Origin of the sequence: Nitrosomonas sp. HPC101, assembly GCF_009833125.1 — a bacterium.
Classification (GTDB): Bacteria; Pseudomonadota; Gammaproteobacteria; order Burkholderiales; family Nitrosomonadaceae; genus Nitrosomonas.
In genome coordinates this window covers 40,210-46,355 of record NZ_QRCC01000018.1, presented here as the reverse complement: position 1 = coordinate 46,355, position 6,146 = coordinate 40,210, and the positions used below count along the sequence as shown (strand labels likewise).

The 6,146-nt window shown below is 47.3% G+C and carries 7 protein-coding genes; all 7 read right to left on the bottom strand.

Features of this window, described 5'->3' with window-relative positions:
* Positions 1-309: 309 nt before the first annotated feature.
* Positions 310-882, bottom strand: coding sequence for a CDP-diacylglycerol--glycerol-3-phosphate 3-phosphatidyltransferase (gene pgsA / locus ABO04_RS11510; protein ID WP_160810825.1), 573 nt, complete (start codon positions 880-882; stop codon positions 310-312).
* A 109-nt stretch (positions 883-991) separates the two neighbouring features.
* A complete protein-coding gene (gene glpK, locus ABO04_RS11505; protein WP_160810819.1) occupies positions 992-2,524 on the bottom strand; it encodes a glycerol kinase GlpK in 1,533 nt (510 codons plus the stop codon).
* Positions 2,525-2,618: 94 nt separating this feature from the next.
* Entirely contained in the window at positions 2,619-3,032 is a 414-nt protein-coding gene (rnk, locus tag ABO04_RS11500) for a nucleoside diphosphate kinase regulator (protein ID WP_160810818.1), read from the bottom strand.
* Between the two features lie 287 nt (positions 3,033-3,319).
* Positions 3,320-4,042: a phosphate regulon transcriptional regulator PhoB gene (gene phoB, locus ABO04_RS11495; protein ID WP_160810817.1), complete on the bottom strand. Its 723-nt coding sequence runs from the start codon at positions 4,040-4,042 to the stop codon at positions 3,320-3,322.
* A gap of 332 nt (positions 4,043-4,374) precedes the next feature.
* Positions 4,375-4,761, bottom strand: coding sequence for a SirB2 family protein (locus ABO04_RS11490; protein ID WP_160810816.1), 387 nt, complete (start codon positions 4,759-4,761; stop codon positions 4,375-4,377).
* 65 nt (positions 4,762-4,826) lie between these two features.
* Positions 4,827-5,171: an STAS/SEC14 domain-containing protein gene (locus ABO04_RS11485; RefSeq protein WP_160810815.1), complete on the bottom strand. Its 345-nt coding sequence runs from the start codon at positions 5,169-5,171 to the stop codon at positions 4,827-4,829.
* 96 nt (positions 5,172-5,267) lie between these two features.
* Entirely contained in the window at positions 5,268-6,134 is an 867-nt protein-coding gene (locus ABO04_RS11480) for a DMT family transporter (protein ID WP_160810814.1), read from the bottom strand.
* Between the last annotated feature and the right edge of the window lie 12 nt (positions 6,135-6,146).

Genomic DNA, 6,146 nt, shown 5'->3' with positions numbered 1-6,146 from the left:
ATGATAAAATGGGTATAAATTCGAGGCATTCCGTATAATTGATTTTGTTGATCGCAATAAACATTTGAGTTATCAATTTATTTACACTTATTCATAAAAAAACTCAAAATATCGTTATGCAGCAGCAGTTTTTTTATACAAGACTGGTATTTTATTGAAGGCGAATAAATAAACTTGCCTCAGCCGGAAGCTTATTGATGTTGAGCACGGTAATCAGATTCTCTTTGGTTCTATTTTTCCAACATATAATCGGCAAGCTCCTGTTATACATGCCGACATACACCTTATTATTGATTACCAGAGACCTTTTTAGTGATGATGAGTTGCGTGTGGAATAGCTGCTCTCAGATAGTAAATCATAGACCATAATGTCAGAATCGCTGCAATGTAAATCAGCCAAGTGCCGACCATCTGTGGATCAAACGTATCATCGATTCTATCGTGGTAGAGCAGCAGGGGAATTGCTACCATTTGCGCAGCCGTTTTGATCTTCCCCAGAAAAGAGACCGCAACACTCCTAGATTTACCAATTTGCGCCATCCACTCCCGCAATGCAGAAATTGTAATTTCACGACCGATGATGATCAGGGCAATCGATGGGTCAAGCCGATCCAAATGTACCAAAACGATCAGTGCAGCAGTGACCATCAACTTGTCAGCCACCGGATCAAGAAAAGCACCAAATGCAGAAGTCTGATTGAGTGCCCGGGCCAGATAACCATCCAGCCAGTCAGTCAAGGCAGCCCCCCCAAATACGATGGTGGCAACCAGATTCTGCGTGGCCAGAGACATCCAGTCTGTCGGCAGATAAAAAATACCGACAAACAGGGGAATAGCCATGATACGCAGCCATGTCAGAAAATTGGGAAGATTCATCAGCATAACCAAACGCACTCCAATCTGTTTTCATCCTGTCAGGTTGATAATCCGCGATTGCCAGATTCACCACGGATTTTCTCTGCCTTATTCCGTGTGTTCCACACACTCGCTTCTACTGGCGGGAATCTGATGCAGCAGGTTCGACAGCGTTTCTGGAAGGATGTAACAGCGACTGAATCGCCGCTTTCCAGCCGATATACAGTCGCTTTCTTTCAGCTTCCGTCATCGCAGGAGTGTAGATTATATCCCGCCGCCAGTAATGTTCAGTTGCTTCCAGACTGGCGAACAATCCCACTGCCAATCCGGCCAGAATTGCGGCGCCCAGTGCCGTTGCTTCCGTTACTTTCGGTACCTCCACCGGCCTATTCAACATATCGGCTAGAAACTGACACATGAATCCGTTTGTCACCAGCCCTCCATCCACACGGATGACTTCGGCCTGATAGCCACCATCCTCCTCTATTGCTGCCATCAGATCCAAGGTCTGATAGCCCTGCGCTTCCAGTGCTGCACGAACAATATGCGCTCGGGTCGTATCACGTGACAATCCGCTGATCATGCCGCGCACATCCGATCGCCAGTAAGGTGCACCCAGGCCGGTAAAAGCAGGTACGAAATATACTTCATTACTGTCCAGTACACTGCGCGCCAGTGTCTCACTGGCGGCTGCATCCTGAAAGAATCCCAGTCCATCCCGCAACCACTGAATCGCTGCCCCGGCGACAAAAATCGATCCTTCAACAGCATAAATCATCTCACCATTCAGGCGATACGCCGGTGTGGTCAGCAAACGATGTTGTGAAAGCCTGAAATCCGGACCGATGTTCATAAGTGCAAAACAACCGGTACCGTAGGTGGATTTGACCATACCCGGTCGGAAGCATCTTTGCCCAATTAGGGCTGCGTGCTGGTCTCCCGCCATACCGCCGACGAGAATTTCTCGGCCGAACAAAGCCGAGTCAGTCATCCCGAATCCAGCAGCATTATCGTGAACTTCCGGCAAAATCGCTGCCGGAATACCAAACAATGCCAGCAGATCTGTATCCCATTGCTGTTCGACGATATTGAATAACAGGGTCCGTGCTGCATTTGTTACATCGGTGGCATGCACACGCCCGCCGGTCAGATGCCAAAGCAGATAGCAATCGATCGTGCCAAATGCCAATTCACCTCGCACTGCGCGGGCACGCGCGCCTGCAACGTTATCCAGTATCCAGGCAATTTTGGTTGCGGAAAAATAGGGATCGAACAGCAAGCCGGTTCGAGCTGTTACCATCGACTCAAACCCTTGCGCCCTCAATCGCTCGCAAACGATATCAGTACGGCGATCCTGCCACACAATGGCAGGATAAACAGGTTTCCCGGTACTACGATCCCATAGAATAGTTGTTTCGCGCTGATTGGTGATGCCAATGGCAGCAACCGCTTCCGCCCTATTGGCAGTGTGTTCCAGGATCGCATGACAGACTTCAAGCGTATCCTGCCAGATAGTTTCGGGATTCTGCTCGACCCAACCCTTGCGTGGATAATACAGCTTCAGCTCTTTCTGCTGCACTGCAAGGATTTCCAGTTCCATCGAAAATAAAATGGCACGAGTGCTGGTTGTTCCCTGATCGATTGCCAGAATCGTCGGCTGATTATTCATGGCTAATTTTGCCCGAGAAAACTGAAAACGCCATTTACGGGCAACAGGTAGTGCCTGCTTCAGGTGACATGAATTTCCTTAGAAAAGAGTTCGTTTACCGGTAATACTCACCGGAACGCTCCGGCTGATAAGTCACTTCCACGATGCGCACACGCAATACACCACCACCCGGTTTAGGCCACTCGATTTCATCTCCCTGCGAAAGCCCCAGCAACGCGCTTCCCACTGGGGCAAGAATTGAAATCTTTTCCCCGCTGGTATCGACATCTCTCGGATAAACCAGCGTCAGGCAAAACTCTTCGTCAGATGATTCAACTCTGAATCTGACAGTTGAGTTCATTGTGACAACACTGGGCGGAATTTCCTTTGGATCCACCACTTCAGCACGTGCAAGTTCAGCTTCCAGATCATCCCTGCCCGGAAACACTTTCTGGGAAAGAGAATCCAATAACACATCCAATCTCTCCGCATCAAGCGAAGAAATCATTATTTTTGGTTTAATACTCATTTCTAAAATCCTCTAATTTAGTCGTTCATGTGAATCGCCACGGAAAAACAGTCTCACCGCCTGGCGAGAAACAAATCTTCTGGAACAGCACTCAATGGGAACAACTGACTGACAGGAGCAGTTGACTACAACTACACCTCTTATGAAGAAACAACAGTATCAAATATTACACCTGGGGGAGATGAAAATGTCCTGCAATCGCTAATAACACGACTCATCTGTCTATATATGGTGCTTATCGTAGCAAGTATAGCTTACCAATACTCCATTAGCCAGCGACCCTGACTTCAGAAAGTATCTTCACCTCGTGTGGAAAAGCGATATCCAGACCCTCTTACTGTCTGAATCAAATTGGCTTTCCCAGCAACTTCCAGCACTTTGCGCAACCGGCGTATGTGGACGTCAACCGTTCGATCTTCGACAAAAACATGATCACCCCATACCCGATCCAGTAACTGAGCACGAGTATGCACACGTTCAGCATGCGCCATCAGAAAATGCAGCAATCGAAATTCAGTGGGACTGACCAGTAGCTCTTTTTCCCGGAATCCATCTTCCTGACCGATAACTGTCACCCGATGTGTTACCGGATTCAGCCTCACCCCCTCAGCGTCAAGAATTTCATCGGAAGCCTCAGGCAGACTTCTGCGTAGTACCGCTTTTATTCGGGCAATCAACTCTCGCGGCGAAAACGGTTTAGTAATGTAATCATCCGCCCCTGTTTCCAGTCCCGATACTTTGTCACTTTCCTCTACACGAGCAGTTAACATGATGACGGGAATCAATCTGGTACGCAGATCTCGTTGCAATGATCGCGCAAATTCAATACCACTCTTACCCGGAAGCATCCAGTCCAGCAATATCAAATCGGGCAATATTTCATTAATCTTGACCACTGCTTGCTCAGCACTATTTACACATACAGCACTATAGCCTGCGTTATGCAGATTATAGGCAATCAACTCCTGAATCGCTGATTCATCTTCCACTACCAGAACTGTTGCAGACATCTTTTATCTCGCCGGGAAAAGGGATATAACTAACACCCGGAACATACAGGGCAATAATGACAGAATGATGACAGCCTAGTCCGTGGCAAAACCACCATAGCAATAATCGCCATATCCATGCACACGCTCATGATGGACTAGCACCCCTCATCGCAGTGAGAACCCCCACAAGCTTGCCGCTAAGGATTCAGACATGTCCAGAAGCCAAGCGTATACCACCCAGACGTGATGATCTGACAACGCTATCAGCGTCGACGCCGTTTTCGGTCTATACATCATTCATGACAATCCGCCGACAAAACCCAGCAAAAATGGGAATTGTCGACGCAGTATTAAAACAGCACAAGCGGGTTTTTTGTCAACGCAACCAAGACAATATAAGCAAACACAATCTGCGCAAGGATCCAGGCAGTCATCTTTGCTCGACGTGTTTTGGCCCGTCTGAAAGCCGTGTAACCCAGCACGATATAAATTAGCAAACTGATAATCTTGGCTGCCAGCCAATGCTCAACAAGCGGATTCCTGTGCGTAAGTACAGCCAGCGCAATAGCACTCAGCAACAAAATCGTGTCGTTAATATGTGGTGTAATTTTCACCCAGCGCTGCAGCAACAACGGTGAAACACGCAGCATCCATATTCCACGTAATAAAAACAGCATATAACTGATTACAACGCTTGTTACATGCACATATTTCAGTATCAGATAATCAATCATCATATTTATATCAAACCAGCCATACCAGCCGATCCGGTTATCTGAATATAAATGTCATGCCCATCCGATCAAGCTTTGATCCAAGTATACGCCTCATCGTAATCGGAAAAAACGACCACATCCGCATCAATAAACAGATTGGAAACCCATGCACTCCACACCTGCCACTGGCTGTCTGCCACCACTGCCACACGATTGATCTTACTGCCATGCTCACGCATAAATCTGATTTCCTCCCAAGCGACGCCTACTGTATAGGACACCATATCCCGCCAGTCCAGCAGCAAATTAGCCTCTCCATTGAAGTGAAATTTGTAGAGCACCTGATCTTCAAATTGTCTGAAATCATCCAGGGTGAATTCTCCGATAATTGCAACGATAATAAGATTGCCGGTCTCTTCGATATTAATCATGAGTCATAAACTCCGAGTGATAAATGTTAGATCATAGTAGACAAATGGCAATCCTGACGCAATCAGGCCTTCCAACCTGACTGAAATTATGTAACATCAATCATCAAGGGTAACAATATTTGTCCGTCGCGCCGATATCCCCCGGATACTCAGCAACCCTCCCACAATAATCAATCCCATGCCTATCCAGGCCGAAACAGGAAGTCGGTCATCCCACAAGAATAGATCCATCAATCCCGCAAACAATACCGTGCTATAAGAAAGTGCTCCAACAATAATGATATTGCTCCCCCGGTGTGCACGAGAAATTGCCAGTTGCGCCAGCGTCGCTGTTACACCAATACCCAGAGCCAATGTCAGGCTTTGCAGATTGACTGGGCTGAATGCCGTAAATATCAACCATGTCCCGGTAGCGATCGTACATACCAGTGTAAAATAAAAGACGATACGCCAGTCTGATTCACCCTGTTCACTTAGCTGCCTGACATTCAAATGCGCGATACCGCCAAACAGCCCTGAACCAGCGCCAATCAGCGCCATATACCATTGACCTTCAGCCAGGGTAGGACGAAGCAACATGATCACACCTGCAAAACCCACTACGACCGCCACGACCAGCAACCAGCTAAATTCCTCTTTCAAGAAAATTACTGCCAGAAATGCAAGAAACAGAGGCCAGGTATTATTCAAAGAAATAGCGGTTGCCAATGGCAACTTTAAAATACAATAAAAAAACAGCAATACGCCGCCTAGTCCGGCCACCCCCCGCCAGAAGTGCATTTTCCAATGTTTCGTTGCAATGGGCTTACCATAAAAACGCATAACCGCAAAAGTTGAAATCAACCCCACCAATGAACGATAAAACACAAGTTCAGTATTGGAAAAGTATGCCGCGGCTAGCTTTACCAGCTCCCCCATACAGGCGAACATGAAGCCCGCCACTAGCATCCATAACGAGGACATCCCGGCTTAAGA